Here is an 18,413-nt window from a genome sequence, read left to right as displayed (position 1 = left end):
GTAAAAAAATTTCAATTCAGATTGGTGGGATGACCTGCCAATCTTGTGCCAATCGCATTGAAAAAGTTTTAAATAAAAAACCATTTGTGCAACAAGCGGGAGTGAATTTTGCCGTCGAAGAAGCACAAGTTGTATTTGACGCTACGCAAGCAAGCGAAACTCAAATTATCGAGATTATCCATAAAACAGGTTTTTCTGCTCATATCAAACAAGCCAATGAATTACCAATAGAAGAAAATACATCAATCCCTTGGCGATTAATCATACTTTGGATAATCAATATTCCATTTCTGATTGGTATGCTTGGCATGATGAGTGGCTCACATCACTTGATGTTACCCCCTATTTGGCAATTTGTATTAGCGAGCATTGTGCAACTTTGGTTAGCCATTCCATTTTATCGCGGAGCAATCGGTAGTATTCGTGGTGGACTTGCCAATATGGATGTACTGGTCAGCACAGGAACGCTCACTATTTATCTTTATTCTGCTTTTATGCTGTTTTACCACGCCGATCATGCAATGGGGCATGTGTATTTTGAAGCTTCTGTAATGGTAATTGGTTTTGTCAGTCTTGGAAAATTTCTTGAAGATCGCACTAAAAAGCACAGCCTAAATAGTTTGAGTATGCTCTTGCAGCTGACACCGAAAAAAGTCACTGTTTTACGTAATGAAAAATGGACTGAAATTGCTCTTGACCAAGTCAATATCGGCGAAATCATTCGTGCGAATCAAGGCGAACGTATTGCGGCAGACGGCATAATTGAAAGTGGAAATGGATGGTGTGATGAAAGCCATTTAACGGGCGAGTCTCGTCCAGAAGAAAAACAGAAAGGTGGAAAAGTATTAGCGGGGGCGATGGTAACAGAAGGTTCTATTATCTATCGAGCAAATCAGCTTGGTAGCCAAACCTTACTTGGCGATATGATGAATGCATTATCAGATGCACAAGGTTCAAAAGCACCCATTGCTCGATTTGCTGACAAAGTTGCTTCCGTGTTTGTGCCTGTCGTTTTAGTGATTTCACTTGTTACTTTCGCGTTCACTTACGTTCTGACTAATGATAGTGTGTCTTCACTCATTCACGCGGTATCCGTGCTTGTGATTGCTTGCCCTTGTGCCTTGGGATTAGCCACACCAGCTGCCATAATGGTTGGTTTAGGTAAAGCGGTTAATGCTGGCGTATGGTTTAAAGATGCAGCAGCAATGGAGGAAACTGCCCACGTGGATACCGTTGTACTTGATAAAACTGGTACATTAACAAAAGGAGAGCTTGAAATTTCAGCACTATGGCAGCCACAAAGTGCGGTGTATTCTGAAGAAGATTTGTATCGTTTTGCCGCAGCCGTTGAACGACAAGCTAACCACCCAATTGCAAAAGCCATTGTGCAAGCAGCGGAACAAAAAATGTTAGAAATTCCTACCGCACTTTTTTCAAAGATGGAAGTGGGTCAAGGTATTCAAGCTGAATTAGAACAAGTGGGAACAATAAAAGTCGGTAAACCCGATTATTGCGGTTTAATCTTGCCTAAAAATTTAGAGGATATCTGGCAAATTGCGAGCATTGTCGCAGTATCTATAAATGATAAACCCATTGGTGCATTTGCCCTGACGGATACCTTAAAAAACGATAGCTTGCACGCTATTCAACGCTTACAACGGCAAAATGTCGATGTCGTAATTATGAGTGGCGATCAACAATCTGTGGTAGATTACATAGCGAAACAGCTCGGCATTAAGAAAGCCTTTGGTGGACTCAGCCCTAGAGATAAGGCGGAACAAATCCAAAAGCTGAAAGCTCAAGGTCATATTGTCGCAATGGTAGGCGATGGAATAAATGATGCGCCTGCTTTAGCCGCGGCAAACGTCAGTTTTGCGATGAAATCAGGTTCAGATATTGCAGAACAAACTGCCTCTGCAACGCTTATGCAACATTCGGTGAATCAACTTGTGGATGCACTTTTTATTGCAATAGCAACCTTGAAAAATATCAAACAAAATCTATTTTTTGCTTTGATTTACAATATTCTCGGCATACCCCTTGCAGCTTTCGGTTTTCTTAGCCCTATAATCGCTGGTGCTGCTATGGCGTTGAGCTCAATTTCCGTATTGATGAACGCCTTAAGATTGAAAAAAGTGCGGTTCTAATTTCATTTATTTTTATACGCAATCGGTGTCGTCATCGCACCGATTTTTTTGTCGCTGAAAATTACCGCACTTTTTATAAAAAAATTTTAACTTGATCACAATTTTAGAATTTTCTCTTTGAGATTCTCTATTTATCGGCATAACATAATACTCAAATTTTGTTAGGGCATATTTTGCTCTACAAATTGACAAATTTAAGTAATTTATGCTTTGGAGCAAACTATGAAATCAACAGAAAAACTCAAATGGAACAAATTTGATGCAACATGGATGTTAAACCTTTTCGGTACGGCGGTTGGCGCGGGCGTATTGTTCTTGCCGATTAACGCAGGGATGGGTGGATTTTGGCCGTTAGTTTTAATGGCAATTATCGTCGGGCCAATGACTTATTTTGCTCACCGTGGCTTAGCCTACTTTGTACTTTCATCAAAAAATCCTGGCAGCGATATTACTGAAGTAGTGGAAGAACACTTTGGTAAAACAGCGGGTAAACTTATTACCTTACTTTATTTTTTCGCGATTTTCCCTATTCTGTTGATTTACGGTAACGGTATTACTAACACCGTAGATTCTTTTATTGTAAATCAACTTGGTATGGCATCACCAAATCGAGTCATTCTCTCTTTTGTATTAATTGCGGTATTGATTTCCGTGATGTTATTTAATGAAAAAGTGATGTTAAAAATCACAGAATGGCTTGTTTATCCATTAGTCTTAATTTTATTTGTTCTTTCTATTTACTTAATTCCTGAATGGAATAGTGCCGTATTATATGAACTTCCAACAGCAGGCGGTTTCTTAACAACTTTATGGCTAACCATTCCCGTATTAGTATTTTCATTTAACCATTCACCAGCAATTTCATCTTTCACTTGCTCACAATTCCGTGAATACAAAACGTTTGAGGGTGCAGAACGCCATATCAGCCATACAGAAAAAGGCGCCTCAACGATTTTGTTATTCTTTGTAATGTTCTTCGTATTTAGCTGTGTATTAACATTAACACCTGAAGAATTAGTGGCAGCAAAAGAACAGAATATTAGTATCTTGTCTTTCTTAGCGAATAAATTTGATAATCCATATATCTCTTATTTTGGCCCGCTTGTTGCATTCTTAGCGATTACTAGTTCATTCTTCGGTCACTATATGGGGGCGCGTGAAGGCTTAGAAGGTTTATATTTAAAAATGAAAGGTGAAGCAGTAAATCGTAAAAAACTCAATTATGCGACCGCACTTTTCTTCTTATTAACGTTATGGGGCGTTGCGATTATTAATCCAAGTATCTTAGGCTTAATCGAATCTCTTGGTGGTCCAATCATTGCGATGATTTTGTTTATCATGCCAATGTACTCGATTCGAAAAATCCCAGCAATGAAACGCTACAGCGGACGTTTCAGTAATGTATTTGTAACAATTATGGGGCTAATTGCTATTTCTGCAGTTGTTTATGGATTATTATAATCGCCTTTAATTTTTAACGAATTTTGAGAAATTTATGATTAGCGTATTTGATATGTTTAAAGTGGGAATTGGGCCATCCAGTTCCCACACGGTCGGTCCGATGAAAGCGGGTAAACAATTTATAGACGACTTAATTAAACGAAATCAATTTGAACAAACTACTGAAATTCACGTAGATGTGTACGGTTCTCTTTCAATGACAGGACGAGGACACAGTACAGATATTGCCATTATTATGGGGTTAGCGGGTTATTTACCACATAATGTGGATATTGATATGATTTCAGGTTTCATCGAGAAAGTTAAACAAACTGCGCTTTTACCCATTAATGTCGGTCAAAAGATAGTAAAATTTGATTTTGAAAATAATCTCATTTTCCACCGCACTTTTTTAAAATTGCACGAAAATGGCATGACAATTACCGCTCTTGATGAAAATCGCACAGAGCTTTATCGCCAAACCTATTATTCGATTGGGGGTGGTTTTATTGTCGATGAAGCCCATTTTGGCAAAGAAGAAAAAAACACAGTCCAAGTGCCTTATCCTTACAAAAATGCCGAAGATATTTTGAAACATTGTAGTGATAACGGCTTAATGCTTTCCACTGTGATGTTGGAAAATGAAATCGCATTGAATGGCAAAGAGGCTGTTAGTGCTCATCTAGAGAATGTCTGGAAAACGATGCAGGCTTGTATTGAACACGGTATTCACACAGAGGGTATTTTACCCGGCCCATTAAGAGTACCACGTCGTGCAGCTTCACTTTATCGTGCGTTGCAAGCAAATACGAATTTATCTAACGATCCAATGCGCGTAATCGACTGGGTCAATATGTTTGCGCTTGCTGTCAATGAAGAAAATGCAGCAGGTGGACGCGTGGTTACGGCACCAACTAACGGTGCGTGCGGGATTATTCCAGCGGTATTAGCTTACTATGAAAAATTCATCTCGCCATTAACACCTGAAATCATTGAACGCTATTTATTAGCCGCAGGGATGATTGGTTCACTTTATAAGATGAACGCTTCTATTTCTGGTGCAGAAGTGGGTTGTCAAGGCGAAGTGGGTGTAGCCTGTTCAATGGCGGCTGCAGGACTAGCTGAAATTTTAGGTGGCAATCCACTACAAGTATGCATCGCCGCTGAAATTGCAATGGAGCATAATTTAGGATTAACTTGCGACCCTGTCGGCGGTCAAGTTCAAGTACCTTGTATCGAACGCAATGCAATTGCTTCAGTTAAAGCAATCAATGCATCGCGTATGGCTTTACGCCGTACCACTAATCCAAGAGTAACTTTAGATAAAGTGATTGAAACAATGTACGAAACAGGTAAAGATATGAACGCCAAGTATCGCGAAACATCTCAAGGCGGACTTGCAGTTAAGATTGTTTGTAACTAATAAAAAGTAAAATAATTAAGGGGCTGATCTACACGAATTAGTTGGACTACATAACCCACTGTTAAAGTGCAGATCGCTATTTAATAATTTAAATTTATTTTTTAAAACTTACCCAGTAAAACTTGCAAACCATCCTAAGTTTGCCCCAATTTGCGCCACAATATTTAATATGCCAAATAAAATTACAAAACCAATCATAAAATTTCCGCCGTATACTTTATAACTTGCTTGTGGGAATTTTTGACGGCTTGCTTTGGCAAGAAGTGCGGGGACAATTGCAGCCCAAATTGTTGCTGCCAATCCAGCGTAACCAATGGCAATCACAAATCCATAAGGAAATTGCAGGCTTAGCAATAATGGCGGTAAAAAAGTAACAAGTGTTGTTTTTGTTCTGCCCAATAAGCTATCGTCAAATTTAAATAGATCCGCAATATAGTCAAATAACCCTAAAGTGACGCCTAAGAATGAAGTAGAAATTGCCATATAAGCAAAGAAATTTAATGCGACGGAAAGGTATTCCACTTCAATATATTTATGTAAAGCCTCTAATAATGCAGAAACATCGCCGCCTTTTTCAATGACTGGCGCAAATTCAGTGCGTGGTAAATTACCTTGTACAGCGAGCTGCCATAAGATGTAAATCACTAATGCTAAGCCCGTACCAATAAAGATCGATTTCATCACGCGACGACCATCACGATCGTAATATTTGACGAGACTCGGGACATTTCCGTGGAAACCAAACGACACGAGACAAACTGGAAGTGCGGTCAATAAATAAGGTAAATATGTTTGCTCACTTTCAGCAACGGTATTGAATAAAACTGCTGTTTTTACAGAGCTTAATAAACCAGTAGTAGAAAGGAAAAAAGCAACCACCATCCCGACAATTAACACGGTTGTGAAACGATCCACTGCTTTGGTTGAAAGCCATACAAAGGCTGCAAGAATAAGGCAGAAAATTAAAGATCCTGAAGTTCTTCCAATATCTACCGCACTTTCAGCAGAACTGAATGCTTGGTTGAGCAGATTCTGTGTAATGCCTCCGCCTGAGGTTATGTAGGCATAAGTCAAAATATACAAGACGAAAGCAACGGAAAGACCATTGATAGTATTCCAACTTTTTCCTAATAAATCTTTAACGATAGTGTCAAAACTTGAACCTGTTGGATAATGTAGATTAGCTTCTAGGATCATTAATCCTGAGGTTGTCATACAAAACCAAGTATAAATTAAAGCAAGAATTGAACCGATAAACCATACACCTGCCGTTGAAGTTGGGTTAGCCAGCATGCCTGCACCAATCGCTGTACCTGCAATGATCATTGCACCGCCTAAGAGAGAAGGAGATTTTTGTTGTATCATAAAATGCCTCTAAAATAAATTTGCACTATTATAATAGTACGCAAGGAAAGTGCAATATATTTATATCGATAAAAAGGGGACATTTAGTCCCCTTTGTAATGTTGTCAAAGCATTCATTATTGACGGTAATCCGACAAAAATCTTGCTAACTTTGTAATGGCTTCTTCAAGCTGATTCACATAAGGAAGAGTAACAATACGGAAGTGATCTGGTGAATGCCAATTAAATCCTTTACCGTGCACAAGTAGTACTTTTTCTTGGCGGAGTAAATCCAGCACCATTTTTTCATCACTGTGAATATTGAATTTTTTCACATCAATTTTCGGGAACATATACATCGCCCCCATTGGTTTCACGCAAGTAATGCCGGGTATTTGAGTGATGAGATCATAGGCTTTATTTCGTTGCTCAAGTAATCGACCGCCCGGTAAAATAAATTCATTAATACTTTGATAGCCACCAAGTGCGGTTTGAATTGCATGTTGCATTGGTACGTTGGCACATAAACGCATTGATGCCAGCATATCCAAGCCTTCAATATAACCTTTCGCATTATGTTTTGGACCGTTCAAAATCATCCAACCTTGACGGAAACCCGCAACTCGATAAGCTTTTGATAACCCATTCAGCGTAACGGTTAATAAATCAGGAGCTAGCGCGGCAATGTGATGATGCACCGCGCCATCATATAAAATTTTGTCGTAGATTTCGTCAGCGAAGATAATTAAATTATTTTGACGCGCGATTTCCACAATTTCTTGTAATAATTCTTTGCTATACACAGCACCCGTTGGGTTGTTCGGGTTGATGATGACAATCGCTTTAGTTTTCGCATTCACCTTTGCTTTAATATCATCAATAGCGGGAAACCAATTTGCGTCTTCATCACAGAGATAATGCACAGCTTTACCGCCAGAAAGTGTTACCGCAGCAGTCCAAAGCGGATAATCAGGCATCGGCACAAGCACTTCATCGCCATCATTGAGCAATGCTTGCATTGCCATTGTGATAAGCTCTGATACGCCGTTACCAATATACACATCATTGACGGTCGCGCCGAGAATCCCTTTTGATTGGTAATATTGAACAATGGCTTTACGAGCAGAATATAACCCTTTTGAATCGCAGTAGCCTTGAGCTGACGGCAAATTACGCAATACGTCCACCAAAATTTCATCTGGTGCTTCAAAGCCGAAAGGTGCGGGATTGCCGATATTTAGTTTTAAAATTTTATTGCCTTCTTCTTCTAAGCGTAGTGCTTCTTTATGCACAGGTCCGCGAATGTCATAACATACGTGTTCTAATTTGTCGGATTTTGGGAATAATCGCATAGTGAAATCCTTTTGTTTCTAATAAATTTTTCGAGAAAAGTGCGGTTAATTTACGCTGAATTTTTAATATTGAAAAGATTTTGTAAAAAAATTTTTTGTCATTAACAATCTGCGGTAGAATACGGCTAATTTTTTGTGTATTTAAAACAAAATCTAATGAGTTATTTAGCGCAGGCAATAGGCGAGTTAAAATCGCAAATTCACGCATATTTACAGCAATCAACGAATGAACTTGCCCGTTTTCAGGTAAAACTGGACAAGGTCGATTTGTTGGCGTGGCTGAAAGGTCAATCTGCGTATCCACAATTTTATTTACATTTTCGTGATGAAGAAAAAGCACTGGCTGCGCTTGGGGCAGTGCAGTCATTTTCACAGTTAAATTTAGCGCAAGAGTTTATTGAAGAAAGTGGTTTTCCACTGGTCGGCGGTTTGCAATTTCAAGGTACCGCACAATTTGTATTACCCAAAATGCTTGTTGAACAGGATAATAAAGGCACGTTGGTATCCTTTTTTGTGAAAGATGAGCAAAGTGCGAATGATACTTTAGCTCACCTCAAAACTTTTGAAAATCTCACCGCACTTTCTGCGTTACCAAAACAAATTCCTTTGCATACAGAGCCTCGAGCTAACGAAAGAACTTGGTGTGATTGGGTAAATCAGGCTTTGGTAGAAATTAAAAGTGGAGAGCTGACAAAAATTGTGTTAGCCAATGAAACCACTTTTCATTTAAAGCAAGCGATTAATGCGTACGATTTTTTAGCAGAAAGCGAAAAAAAAAATCAAGGTTGTTATCATTTTTTATGGGCTGAAAATTCTTATTCGGTTTTTGTTGGTTCTACGCCAGAACGCCTATTTGCTCGTGAGTATAATTTGTTGCTAACAGAGGCTTTGGCGGGGACGGCATCGGTTTCTGAAAGTGAGGAAGAAACGCAATCTCAAGCCAATTGGTTATTAAATGACGAGAAAAATTTAAAAGAAAATTGGTTGGTCGTAGAAGATATTTCGCAGAATTTACGTAAGCAAGTAGAAAGTTTTGATGTAAGCAATGTGGAATTGAAACCGTTACGTAAAGTACAACATTTGATTCGTAAAATTCGTGCAAATTTGACCGCACATTATGCAGATGTAAATATATTAAAAGCGATTCATCCTACAGCCGCAGTATCTGGTTTGCCACAGCAACAAGCCAAAATGATTTTGTCAGAAATTGAAACCTTTGATCGAGGCTGGTATGCGGGAACATTGGGCGTGATGAGCGATGTATGTTCAGAGTTTTGTGTGGCGATTCGTTCTGCTTTTATTGAAGGTCATCGTATTCGAGTATTTGCTGGCGCGGGCATTGTGGCAGGCTCGCAGCCATTGGAAGAATGGAAAGAAATTGAACGTAAAGCAGCAGGGTTAATTTCCTTGTTTGCAGAAGAAAAATGATAACGGAGAAAAAAAATGTCGGTAAGCGTGTTTAATCGTTGTTGGTCGAAAGTGATTTTAGAAACCTTGGTGCGCCAAGGCGTTTCTCACGTTTGTATCGCGCCAGGTTCGCGTTCGACACCTTTAACTCTTGAAGCCGTGCGTTTGCAAAATGCGGGTTCAGTCACTTGTCATACGCATTTTGATGAACGCGGTTTAGGTTTTTTTGCACTTGGTATTGCTAAGGCAACTCAATCGCCTGTTGCAATTATTGTTACATCAGGTACTGCAACAGCAAACCTTTATCCTGCCATTATTGAAGCACGCCAAACTGGTGTGAATTTATTTGTTTTAACTGCTGATCGTCCACCAGAACTTTGGGAGTGCGGTGCAAATCAGGCCATTTTGCAACAAAATATGTTTGGTCAGTATCCAGTTGCAAATGTTAATTTACCTAAACCGAATGCTGATTATTCTGCGCAGTGGTTAATTTCTCTACTTGAACAGGCAGCTTTCCAACAAAAACAACAAGGTGGCGTTGTTCATATTAATGTCCCATTTGCCGAGCCACTTTATGATGCAACTGATGAGGAAGTAAATTCCCATAGTTGGCTACAGCCGTTACAACGCTGGTTAATTCAAAACAAGTCTTGGATAAATGTAGAAGTCCAACAAAACGAAGTATTAATGCATGAAAATTGGGATCATTGGCGTACCAAACGTGGTGTCGTTGTGGTTGGTCAATTACCTGCAGAACAAGCGATGGGCATTAATTCTTGGGCAAGTGCTATGGGCTGGGTGTTACTGACGGATATTCAATCTGGTGTTGTTCCAACGACGCCTTATGAAGATATTTGGCTAGCAAACCAAACTGTTCGTGAAAAACTTCTACAAGCTGATATTGTGATTCAATTTGGCGCGCGTTTTATTAGTAAACGCATTAATCAATTCTTGCAAGCGTTTAAAGGGGAATTTTGGCTAGTTGAACAAAGCGGTAAAGCATTAGATCCTTACCATCATTCATTGACAAGATTCAATGCTAAAGCGCATCATTGGTTGCGTGCACATCCACCTTTACGCCAAAAGCCTTGGTTGCTTGAGCCGTTAGCTTTATCTAAGTTCTGTGCGACCTTTATTGAACAGCAAGTAGGTGGAAATTTAACGGAAGCCTCGCTCGCATTACGTTTACCAACACTTTTACCTTATAACGGTGTTTTATTTTTAGGTAATAGTTTACTTGTTCGTCTAGTTGATGCGCTAACGCAATTACCAGAAAGTTATCCCGTTTATACCAATCGTGGTGCGAGTGGAATTGATGGTTTGTTGGCTACTGCTGCTGGAATAGGTATTGGTTCAAATAAACCTGTTGTTGCGGTGATTGGCGATACGTCCACTTTATATGATTTGAATTCTTTCGCATTATTCAAAAACGTTACGCAACCAACGCTAATCTTTGTGATCAATAATAATGGTGGTGCGATTTTTGATATGTTACCTGTGGATGAACAAGTCAAAGATCAGTTCTATCGATTACCGCATAATGGCGATTTTTCTCAAATCGCGGCAATGTTCGATCTTAAATACGCTCATCCTTATACTTGGGCAGATCTCAATTCTGTTGTGAAACAGGCTTATAGTCGTCGCAAGGCAACGTTAATTGAAATTAAAACGAATCCGAGTGATGGTAGTAGTTTGTATAAACGCTTAATCGAGCAAATTAGTCACGCCGTGATTGGTGCTTAAGTATTCTGTAGGCGGGCTTTAGTCCGCCATATTTTATTATTTCTATCAATAATCCCTTCAATGATAAACATCATTTTTCTTCACGGACTTCTTGGTACAAAAAATGACTGGCAAAAAGTCATTGAAAATCTACCGCACTTTAATTGTATTGCGCTAGATTTGCCTTTTCACGGGCAAGCTAAAGACCTTGAAGTCACAAATTTTGAAGAAACGGCTGAGTATTTGGCTAAGCAAATTAAAAGTGCGGTGAAAAATGAACCCTATTTTCTTGTTGGGTATTCTCTAGGTGGACGGATCGCTTTGTATTATGCGCTGCAAGCTCAGGTGGAACGATCTAATTTGCAAGGCGTTATTTTAGAAGGAGCGAATCTAGGTTTAAAAACTGACGAAGAAAAGCAGGCTCGTTTTCAGCAGGATTTTGCTTGGGCGCAACGTTTTCTGCAAGAATCGCCAGAAAAAGTGTTGAATGATTGGTATCAACAACCTGTGTTTTCTCATTTGACTACAGAAGAAAGATTACAGTTGGTTGAAAAACGAAAATCAAATTGTGGGAAAAATATTGGCAAAATGTTGCTGGCGACAAGTCTATCCAAACAACCTGATTTTAGTGAAAAAGTGCGGTTAAGTTCTTTGCCATTTTTTTATTTTTGTGGCGAAAGAGATCATAAGTTCCAAGTATTAGCCAAAGAAAATCAAATTGATTTAGTGACAATTCCCTGCGCTGGACATAACTCACATTTAGAAAATTCAAAATATTTCTCTAAAAAAATAGAAAATTGCATATTAAAAATTGTTAGACCTTAGTTAAAATGCTAGGATTCAATCCTTTCTCTTTATAATAAACTTCTAAGGAAACACAATGTCTACACAACTTCGTAATAATCCGATGAAAGTGGCGTTAGCCTCGATGGTCGGTACAGCAATCGAATTTTTTGATTATTATATCTATGCGGCTGCCGCTGTATTAGTTTTCAATACGCAATTCTTTCATAGCGATGATCCGCTTTCTAATGATTTACTTTCTCTTTCTACGCTTGCGCTTGCATTTTTTGCGCGTCCTATTGGTTCGGCATTATTCGGTCACTTTGGCGATAAAATCGGTCGTAAAAAAACCTTGGTTGCCTCTCTTGTTTTAATGGGTGGTTCAACGGTAGTAATTGGTTTACTTCCTAATTATGCTCAAATTGGTATCTGGGCGCCGATTTTGCTTTGTGTATGTCGCGTAGGTCAAGGAATTGGACTTGGTGGAGAATGGGGAGGTGCAGCGTTAGTCGCAACAGAAAATGCACCAGAAGGAAAACGAGCTTGGTACGGTACTTTTCCTCAATTAGGCGCACCAATTGGTTTATTTGTCGCTAATGGAACGTTCTTCTTAGCTAGCTATTTACTTGGTCATAATGCACTTGTTGAATGGGCGTGGCGTATTCCATTTGTATCTTCCATTTTATTAGTTGCAGTTGGTTTATATGTTCGCTTAACTTTGCACGAAAGCCACGTATTTGTGGAAGCAGAGCAAAAAGGCAAAAAATTGAATGCACCAGTGAGTGTTGTGTTTACCAAACACTTAAAACCAATGATCATTGGTACATTTATTATGGTGGCAACTTATTCTTTGTTTTACATTATGACGGCTTTTGCACAGGCATATTCTCGAACCGTGCCAAAGCTTTCTGAAGCAGGTTATGCGCTTGGTTTAGGAATCCCAGCAAATACATTTACTGGCTTGTTATTAATTAGTGCCATTGTATTTGGTATTTTTATCAGTATTTCCGGTTTTTATGCAGATAAAATCGGTCGTCGTAAATGGTTGATTTGGGTGACTATTGCTATCGGCGTGCTTGGTTTAGCAATGCCGTTATTCTTAGAAAATGGCACTCCAGTTAGCGTATTTGCATTTTTAGTGATTGGTATGGCGATTATGGGAATGACATTTGGTCCAATGGCTGCGCTATTACCAGAATTATTCCCAACAGAAGTCCGTTATTCAGGTGCCTCTCTTGCGTATAATTTAGCATCAATTATTGGTGCAACAATTGCAGCAATGATTTCTTTAAAAATTAACGCGTCATTCGGTGTAATGGGCGTAGGAATTTATTTAGCAATCAATGCATTAATGACTTTCTTGGCATTATTAGCCTCAAAAGAGACTAAAAATGTAGATTTAACAGAAATCTAATTTTAGTCGTAAATATTTTAGGTTATTTAGCCTTTAGAAGTAGTTTATTTAGAACTTATATCAAGTTTAGGTTTCAATGCCAACAAGTAAATAGACTACTTTGATTAAATTGATCAGAAGATCGCAGTTTATTAATAAAAAAATCTGCACCTTACTTCGTTAGAAAATAAATCTAATTAAGGTGCAGAATAAAATAAAGTTTTATTGTTTCAAATAAATATTAATTTAACTTAACAACGCTTGTGCAGCTGCGATCACAACAGACACCGCTTTTTCTTCTGTTTGTTTTATCGTTGCTTCATTTGGAATTTCTTGTTGAGTGCGGTTTACAATCACGCCTGCAACCATTCCTGCACGCAAACCTAATGCGCTACACATAGTAAACAATGTTGAAGATTCCATTTCGTAATTCATGACATTCAAATCTTGCCATTGTTTAAGCAAACCTTGGTAATCACGATATACTTTACCACTATAAGTATCGTAACGTTCTTGACCTGGATAGAATGTATCAGATGATACGGTTACACCTACATAAGGCTCAATACCTTTTGCTTTCGCTGCATTATAAAGTGCGGTTGTACATTCAAAGTTTGCCACAGCTGGATATTCTAATGGTACAAAATGACAGCTTGCACCATCTAAGCGAACAGCAGCAGTTGTGATAAGAACATCGCCTACATTAATGTGCGGTTGAATTGCCCCCGTTGTGCCAATACGTAAGAAAGTGCGAACACCAAGTTGAGCAAGTTCTTCCACACAAATTGATGTTGATGGGCCACCAATACCCGTAGAACATACAACAATAGGCTGACCATTGATATAACCTAACCACGATGTAAATTCACGCGTGCTTGTAAGAAACTCTGGATTATCAAGTTGTTTCGCAATACGCTCACTACGCGCAGGATCGCCAGGAACAATAGCGAGTGTTGCACCTTTAAGTTGTGCTTTAGTGAGGTTTAGGTGGAATACGTCTGACATAATAAATCTCCTTATTATCATTGAACGTGATGATTTCGCCCTTAGGAAAAATCTTATTTTCAAGAAAAGAAATAAAATATTTTTAGAAAATTTTTTTTCTCTTTCAAACATTTTTATTATTTCTTTTTTGTTTTTCTGATAACGAATAATAAGTAAAAAAAGAAGTGCGGTCAAAAAGTTAAACGTTTTCGGTTATAATTCCACGTAAATTTTTTCTAGAACAAGCGAAAAATAAAATGAATGCAAAAATTTTAGTTATAAAAGTGGGACAAGTTGAAACCCTAACCTTTTCCGATGGAAGCCAGTATGAAAGCGCGATTCGTAAAAAAGTTGTGCCATCGGTAAAAATTCATTCTCTTGGTGCGGAAGGAAACGATGTTGGTTTAAAAAAACATCACGGTGGTGTAGATAAAGCTCTCTTTTTTATGTCGGCAGATTCTTTTAATGAATTAAATACTTTATTAAATAAAGATTTTTCTTATATGGATACTGCGATATACGGAGAAAATTTTGTCGTGTCAGGCTTGAATGAAGACAATGTATGTATTGGCGATCGTTATCAAATCGGCTCAACCATTTTAGAAGTATCTCAACCACGTAAACCTTGTGAGCGTTTATCAAAAAACACGGAAAACGAAGATACTCGCGATATTGTTTATCAAACTGGGCTTAGTGGATGGTATGTTCGTATTATTGAAACAGGAACAATTAAGCAAAAGGATGAACTAAAATTACTCGCCCGTCCTTATCCGCAAATAACAATTCGTCATTTAAATCGCTTGTTATCTGCGCCCGAAAATGAAGCTGAATTAGATGCAGCATTAGAGATTGAAGTATTAGCTGAAGCCTTTAAACGCTCAATTCGATCGCAAATATCGAAATTCAAACAACAGGGATAAATATGTCAGAAATTTCAACCGCACTTTCTTTAGAAAATTGTCCATGTCAATCTAGTCATCATTACGCAGATTGTTGTGGCAAATTTCATTTGAGACAAGCATTTCCCGAAACGGCAGAGCAACTTATGCGTTCACGTTATACGGCTTATGTGTTAAAAAATATTCCCTATATTGTTGTAACAACTGCGCCAAGCCAACAAACTTTATTAAAGCCTAGGTTATTGCAAGAATGGGCGGACAACACTACGTGGCTAGGATTAGAAATTCTAAAAACGGAAAGCCTTACAAAAACTCAAAGTGCGGTAGAATTTAAGGCGATTTTTCAAGGCGAAGAGGGAGAACTAGCCCATCAAGAACGGTCAATTTTTGTAAAAATTGAAAACCGTTGGTATTTTGTTGATCCGACCGTATCATTACCGACAATGAAACAACCTTGTGTATGTGGTTCTGGTAAAAAATTTAAACATTGTTGTGGGGGATTTCTATGATTTCATTAAAAAATTTTGGATTATTATTTTGGAAACGTTTTTCAGAAAATAAACTTAATCAAGTCGCTGGTGCATTGACTTATAGCACAATGTTAGCAATAGTTCCTTTAGTTATGGTTATTTTTTCTATTTTCTCTGCTTTTCCTGTATTCAATGAAGTGACGGGAGAATTAAAAGAAATGATTTTTACTAATTTTGCACCATCAGCGAGTGATATGGTGGGCGAATATATCGATCAATTTGTATCAAACTCAAAGAAAATGAGTGCGGTGGGAATTGTGAGTTTAATTGCCGTTGCCTTGATGCTAATTAATAACATCGACCGAACACTAAATAGTATTTGGCACAATAGTCAATCTCGCTCTCCGCTTTCTTCTTTTGCGATTTATTGGATGATTTTGACACTTGGCCCACTTATTATTGGCGTGAGTATTGGGATTAGTTCGTATATTAAAATAATGTTTGAGCAATCGGAACATTTATCATTAGGCTTAAAATTGCTCAGTTTTGTGCCTTTTTTATTTACTTGGTTTATTTTTACGCTTATTTATACGGTTGTACCGAATAAAAAAGTGAAAATTAAGCATTCAGCTTACGGTGCATTTCTTGCCGCGATTTTTTTCACTCTTGGTAAACAAGCATTTACTTGGTATGTCGTCACTTTTCCCTCTTATCAATTAATTTACGGTGCAATGGCAACTTTACCAATTATGTTATTGTGGATTCAAATAAGTTGGCTTGTGGTATTAGTTGGTGCACAATTAGCTTCAACCTTAGATGAAATTGGCGAGCAGATCGAGCAATAATGCTCGATCTAAGAAAATTATCTGGCAATCGCCAATGTTTGATATAAATAATGGCGATAATCATTGAGTAGCTGAATATCAGAAGAATCTTCTAATTTTCCGTGACTTAGTTTACACATTGCCATATTCGCTTTCATAAATTCATCTTCTGCTGATAATCCAGCTACATTCATCAAGACGCCTCCAGCAAAAGCAAGATCTAAAAACTTTTGTTCTTGCTTAAATTGACTTGCATAATTACTTCTTACAACAAATTGCGTCACATAATCGGGCTGTGCATAATCCCCTTTCTTCGGAGGGATAGCATTATCAAATGCCACTTGGTGATCACCGAAATAACCTAGCACAAAAGGCTTTTTACGTTCTTGTAAATAGTTATTCATTCCTTCAATCGCATCATTTAATGCAACAATACGTTGAGTATAGTCATTCAATGCAGAAATACTTTTAGCCCCTAAATTAGGCATTTGAAGATTAAATATATTTTCCATGCCCAATTCGTATGGGCCATGTTCTCGCATAGTCAATACATAAACAAACATTGGCTGATCTACATTTTCTAGTGCAGGATGCTGCTTTTCTAAAATCATTCGGGTGTACTTCATCATTTCTTCACTACTAATATCCCAAAGATTTTTACTAATAGGCGCAGGATAACCAAGATCTTGCGGCTGTAACATTAAATCAAAACCGAAATGATCATAAGCGGATTTCGCATTGTAATTACCTTTTGTAAAAGGCGACAAAGCAACACAAAAATATCCTTGTGCTTTTAGATTTTTCACTAAACCTGATTGCAAGTGCGGTACAACAGAATAAAAAACGCCACTTGCTAACGCACCAAAATCGGTTGAAGGTACACCGGCTAAAAAAGCAAATTCTGATTTCCACGTTGCACCAGCAAAAGTATGTACACGCAACGGCGAAGCAAATACTGTATCACTTTGAGACTCAAACATGGAAAGTGGTGGAATAGATTGCTGACTAAAAGCAAATTGATGAGGGTTCAGCGTGGATTCCATTAATGTTACAACAATATCGGGTTTTGTTTCAGATAGGTTGTTTGTATCAGATGAAAGTGCGGTCATTTTTTCAATAAAATTTTGGCTATTGCCATCAAAATTTGGCACTTTGAAAAAAATACCGCGACAAGACATTGGTAAATTTAAAAACACATCACGACCATCATCAGGCAAAGAATCTAACCAAACTTGCACCGCACTTGGATTTTTAGAATAATGCCACATCAAGCTAAAGCTAACGATAAACAATAAAGCACCAATGCTGTTACCCAATACCCCTAAAGACTCGACATCATTAAAACCAAAAATCGCATAACCTAATAACGCCAGTAGCCCAATAACGCCAAACAACGCACCTTTATAATGAATTAAGGTTTCCCAATTTCGCCAATCCACCACAAGAAAGAAATCTGAAATTAACAAAGGCTGTTTGTAATAATGAATTTTTAAACGATGAAATAACATCAGCACTACAAAAAGCACTGATGAAAAATTTAAAGCACGTTGCCATTGGCTGGAAACCATAAGCATGCCGCCAAATAAAAAAGTAAAAAGCGTAATAGCAAAGAAATAAGTCCAACGATAATGGGAGTTTACAATAAAAATCACTGCCGCAATCGTGAATAAAGCTAAGAAAATATAAGCGATCATAAATTTTCCCTATGATATATAAACAGTTTAAAATTAGATATGACAATGCCTGCGCACTTTATCACGTAAACGTAATGGATTGAACGGGAAAAGAAAATTATTTGGATAATTTGAAAATAAAGTGGTGGGCGATACCGGTCTCGAACCAGTGACCCCCTCCTTGTAAGGGAGGTGCTCTCCCAACTGAGCTAATCGCCCGATAATATTAAGGCAAAACCTTAAATTTTCGGTTTATTTAAACACTTTTAAGTGGTGGGCGATACCGGTCTCGAACCAGTGACCCCCTCCTTGTAATGGAGGTGCTCTCCCAACTGAGCTAATCGCCCGCTTGGTCAAACTTAGTAACATTAAGAACACTTTTTAGAGAAGTGGTGGGCGATACCGGTCTCGAACCAGTGACCCCCTCCTTGTAAGGGAGGTGCTCTCCCAACTGAGCTAATCGCCCACTAGAAAGCGTTTAAATATAAAGGGAAAGTTTGAGCGGAAAGGACACTTTAGAAAAGTGGTGGGCGATACCGGTCTCGAACCAGT

Annotated in this window: 14 protein-coding genes and 3 tRNA genes; 10 read left to right on the top strand and 7 right to left on the bottom strand. The window is 38.3% G+C overall.

Features of this window, described 5'->3' with window-relative positions; genetic code table 11:
* The 3 genes from HMPREF2644_RS07725 to HMPREF2644_RS07715 all read left to right on the top strand — a co-directional run.
* Positions 1-2,147: heavy metal translocating P-type ATPase (locus tag HMPREF2644_RS07725; RefSeq protein ID WP_070828374.1), on the top strand; the 2,147-nt coding region annotated here is incomplete at its 5' end.
* Between the two features lie 222 nt (positions 2,148-2,369).
* Entirely contained in the window at positions 2,370-3,608 is a 1,239-nt protein-coding gene (locus tag HMPREF2644_RS07720; protein ID WP_070828373.1) for an HAAAP family serine/threonine permease, read from the top strand.
* A 34-nt stretch (positions 3,609-3,642) separates the two neighbouring features.
* Positions 3,643-5,010, top strand: coding sequence for an L-serine ammonia-lyase (locus tag HMPREF2644_RS07715; RefSeq protein WP_005693026.1), 1,368 nt, complete (start codon positions 3,643-3,645; stop codon positions 5,008-5,010).
* A gap of 108 nt (positions 5,011-5,118) precedes the next feature.
* Here the strand turns inward: HMPREF2644_RS07715 and mtr are convergent, their stop codons facing one another.
* Positions 5,119-6,375 carry a tryptophan permease gene (gene mtr / locus HMPREF2644_RS07710; protein WP_005694021.1) on the bottom strand — a complete coding sequence of 419 codons (1,257 nt, stop codon included), beginning with the start codon at positions 6,373-6,375 and terminating at the stop codon, positions 5,119-5,121.
* A gap of 116 nt (positions 6,376-6,491) precedes the next feature.
* Positions 6,492-7,706, bottom strand: coding sequence for a pyridoxal phosphate-dependent aminotransferase (locus tag HMPREF2644_RS07705; RefSeq protein ID WP_005666709.1), 1,215 nt, complete (start codon positions 7,704-7,706; stop codon positions 6,492-6,494).
* 156 nt (positions 7,707-7,862) lie between these two features.
* Between HMPREF2644_RS07705 and HMPREF2644_RS07700 the strand changes: the two genes are divergently transcribed.
* From HMPREF2644_RS07700 to HMPREF2644_RS07685, 4 genes are read left to right on the top strand one after another with little or no spacing between them, the layout of a single operon-like run.
* The gene (locus HMPREF2644_RS07700; protein ID WP_070828372.1) at positions 7,863-9,134 is read left to right on the top strand and encodes an isochorismate synthase; all 1,272 of its coding nucleotides are present in this window, start codon (positions 7,863-7,865) and stop codon (positions 9,132-9,134) included.
* Positions 9,135-9,149: 15 nt separating this feature from the next.
* Entirely contained in the window at positions 9,150-10,856 is a 1,707-nt protein-coding gene (gene menD, locus HMPREF2644_RS07695) for a 2-succinyl-5-enolpyruvyl-6-hydroxy-3-cyclohexene-1-carboxylic-acid synthase (RefSeq protein ID WP_013525526.1), read from the top strand.
* A gap of 60 nt (positions 10,857-10,916) precedes the next feature.
* Positions 10,917-11,660 carry a 2-succinyl-6-hydroxy-2,4-cyclohexadiene-1-carboxylate synthase gene (gene menH, locus HMPREF2644_RS07690; protein WP_070828371.1) on the top strand — a complete coding sequence of 248 codons (744 nt, stop codon included), beginning with the start codon at positions 10,917-10,919 and terminating at the stop codon, positions 11,658-11,660.
* A 55-nt stretch (positions 11,661-11,715) separates the two neighbouring features.
* Positions 11,716-13,032 carry an MFS transporter gene (locus tag HMPREF2644_RS07685; protein ID WP_011271961.1) on the top strand — a complete coding sequence of 439 codons (1,317 nt, stop codon included), beginning with the start codon at positions 11,716-11,718 and terminating at the stop codon, positions 13,030-13,032.
* 225 nt (positions 13,033-13,257) lie between these two features.
* Here HMPREF2644_RS07685 and udp read toward each other — a convergent pair whose 3' ends face one another.
* Positions 13,258-14,016, bottom strand: a complete 759-nt coding sequence (gene udp, locus HMPREF2644_RS07680; protein ID WP_005648921.1) for a uridine phosphorylase — start codon at positions 14,014-14,016, stop codon at positions 13,258-13,260.
* 236 nt (positions 14,017-14,252) lie between these two features.
* On the opposite strand from udp, the gene HMPREF2644_RS07675 reads away from it, so the two are divergent.
* Genes HMPREF2644_RS07675 through HMPREF2644_RS07665 form a run of 3 tightly spaced genes read left to right on the top strand, consistent with a single transcriptional unit; the run spans position 14,253 to position 16,209 of the window.
* Positions 14,253-14,915 (top strand): MOSC domain-containing protein, encoded by a 663-nt coding sequence (locus HMPREF2644_RS07675; protein ID WP_005648919.1) that lies wholly within the window; start codon positions 14,253-14,255, stop codon positions 14,913-14,915.
* A 2-nt stretch (positions 14,916-14,917) separates the two neighbouring features.
* Entirely contained in the window at positions 14,918-15,403 is a 486-nt protein-coding gene (locus HMPREF2644_RS07670) for a YchJ family protein (RefSeq protein ID WP_005648917.1), read from the top strand.
* The gene (locus tag HMPREF2644_RS07665; protein WP_005648916.1) at positions 15,400-16,209 is read left to right on the top strand and encodes a virulence factor BrkB family protein; all 810 of its coding nucleotides are present in this window, start codon (positions 15,400-15,402) and stop codon (positions 16,207-16,209) included. The genes HMPREF2644_RS07670 and HMPREF2644_RS07665 overlap by 4 nt, the downstream gene beginning before the upstream one ends.
* Before the next feature lie 17 nt (positions 16,210-16,226).
* Here the strand turns inward: HMPREF2644_RS07665 and lpt6 are convergent, their stop codons facing one another.
* The 4 genes from lpt6 to HMPREF2644_RS07645 all read right to left on the bottom strand — a co-directional run bounded on the left by lpt6 (position 16,227) and on the right by HMPREF2644_RS07645 (position 18,327).
* Positions 16,227-17,882 carry a phosphoethanolamine transferase Lpt6 gene (gene lpt6 / locus HMPREF2644_RS07660; protein WP_011271959.1) on the bottom strand — a complete coding sequence of 552 codons (1,656 nt, stop codon included), beginning with the start codon at positions 17,880-17,882 and terminating at the stop codon, positions 16,227-16,229.
* 122 nt (positions 17,883-18,004) lie between these two features.
* Positions 18,005-18,080: transfer RNA gene (locus HMPREF2644_RS07655), tRNA-Val, on the bottom strand.
* Positions 18,081-18,132: 52 nt separating this feature from the next.
* A tRNA-Val gene (locus HMPREF2644_RS07650) sits at positions 18,133-18,208 on the bottom strand.
* 43 nt (positions 18,209-18,251) lie between these two features.
* Positions 18,252-18,327 (bottom strand) — tRNA-Val (locus HMPREF2644_RS07645).
* Positions 18,328-18,413 lie beyond the last annotated feature (86 nt).

This window comes from Haemophilus sp. HMSC071C11, assembly GCF_001837655.1.
Lineage (GTDB): Bacteria > Pseudomonadota > Gammaproteobacteria > Enterobacterales > Pasteurellaceae > Haemophilus > Haemophilus influenzae.
This window is presented reverse-complemented; position numbering and strand designations above follow the sequence as displayed.

Coding starts and splice junctions, on each gene's coding strand:
- HMPREF2644_RS07720 (WP_070828373.1), top strand. CDS start 2,370: ATGAAATCAACAGAAAAACTCAAATGGAACAAATTTGATGCAACATGG.
- HMPREF2644_RS07715 (WP_005693026.1), top strand. CDS start 3,643: ATGATTAGCGTATTTGATATGTTTAAAGTGGGAATTGGGCCATCCAGT.
- mtr (WP_005694021.1), bottom strand. CDS start 6,375: ATGATACAACAAAAATCTCCTTCTCTCTTAGGCGGTGCAATGATCATT.
- HMPREF2644_RS07705 (WP_005666709.1), bottom strand. CDS start 7,706: ATGCGATTATTCCCAAAATCCGACAAATTAGAACACGTATGTTATGAC.
- HMPREF2644_RS07700 (WP_070828372.1), top strand. CDS start 7,863: ATGAGTTATTTAGCGCAGGCAATAGGCGAGTTAAAATCGCAAATTCAC.
- menD (WP_013525526.1), top strand. CDS start 9,150: ATGTCGGTAAGCGTGTTTAATCGTTGTTGGTCGAAAGTGATTTTAGAA.
- menH (WP_070828371.1), top strand. CDS start 10,917: ATGATAAACATCATTTTTCTTCACGGACTTCTTGGTACAAAAAATGAC.
- HMPREF2644_RS07685 (WP_011271961.1), top strand. CDS start 11,716: ATGTCTACACAACTTCGTAATAATCCGATGAAAGTGGCGTTAGCCTCG.
- udp (WP_005648921.1), bottom strand. CDS start 14,016: ATGTCAGACGTATTCCACCTAAACCTCACTAAAGCACAACTTAAAGGT.
- HMPREF2644_RS07675 (WP_005648919.1), top strand. CDS start 14,253: ATGAATGCAAAAATTTTAGTTATAAAAGTGGGACAAGTTGAAACCCTA.
- HMPREF2644_RS07670 (WP_005648917.1), top strand. CDS start 14,918: ATGTCAGAAATTTCAACCGCACTTTCTTTAGAAAATTGTCCATGTCAA.
- HMPREF2644_RS07665 (WP_005648916.1), top strand. CDS start 15,400: ATGATTTCATTAAAAAATTTTGGATTATTATTTTGGAAACGTTTTTCA.
- lpt6 (WP_011271959.1), bottom strand. CDS start 17,882: ATGATCGCTTATATTTTCTTAGCTTTATTCACGATTGCGGCAGTGATT.